The sequence below is a fragment of the Mycobacterium ostraviense genome (assembly GCF_002705925.1).
Lineage (GTDB): Bacteria > Actinomycetota > Actinomycetes > Mycobacteriales > Mycobacteriaceae > Mycobacterium > Mycobacterium ostraviense.
This window is the reverse complement of sequence record NZ_NKRE01000036.1, coordinates 1-470: the sequence shown is the minus strand read 5'-3', so window position 1 is coordinate 470 and position 470 is coordinate 1. Positions and strand designations below refer to the sequence as shown.

Annotated in this window: 1 protein-coding gene; it reads right to left on the bottom strand. The window is 78.3% G+C overall.

The genetic code is table 11. From position 1 onward, the window contains the following. Positions 1 to 470: hypothetical protein (locus CDN38_RS29845; protein WP_180276451.1), on the bottom strand; the 470-nt coding region annotated here is incomplete at both ends.

The following is a 470-nucleotide window of genomic DNA, read 5'->3' as shown; positions in this document are numbered from 1 at the left end:
ATCCCCGCCCGAGCCCGAACTGGAGCCACCGCCACCACCGCCGGCCCCGCCGTCGCCGAAGAACACTCCGGCATCGGCCCCGGCCCCGCCTTTTCCGCCGCCTCCACCGGCCAGGCCTTCGGCGAACGCGCCTTGACCGCCGCTGCCTCCGCTACCAACCAAAAGGCCGGCGCGACCGCCCTTCCCGCCGGCTCCGCCACTGACAAAGCTGGCCCCGCCGTCGCCACCCTCGCCGCCGTTGCCGAAGAGCACGGCGCCGTTTCCGCCCGCTCCGCCAGCACCGCCGGCCCCGCCAGCGACCCCGCCGGCACCCCCTTCACCGCCCGCGCCGTAGAAAGCCCCGGCAGAGCCGCCGGCACCGCCAGCACCGGCGGCGCCGGTGGCGAGGGCGGCGCCATTGCCGCCCGTGCCGCCCGCGCCGCCGTCGCCGAAGAACACACCGCCGGAACCGCCGGCACCGCCGCTCCCCC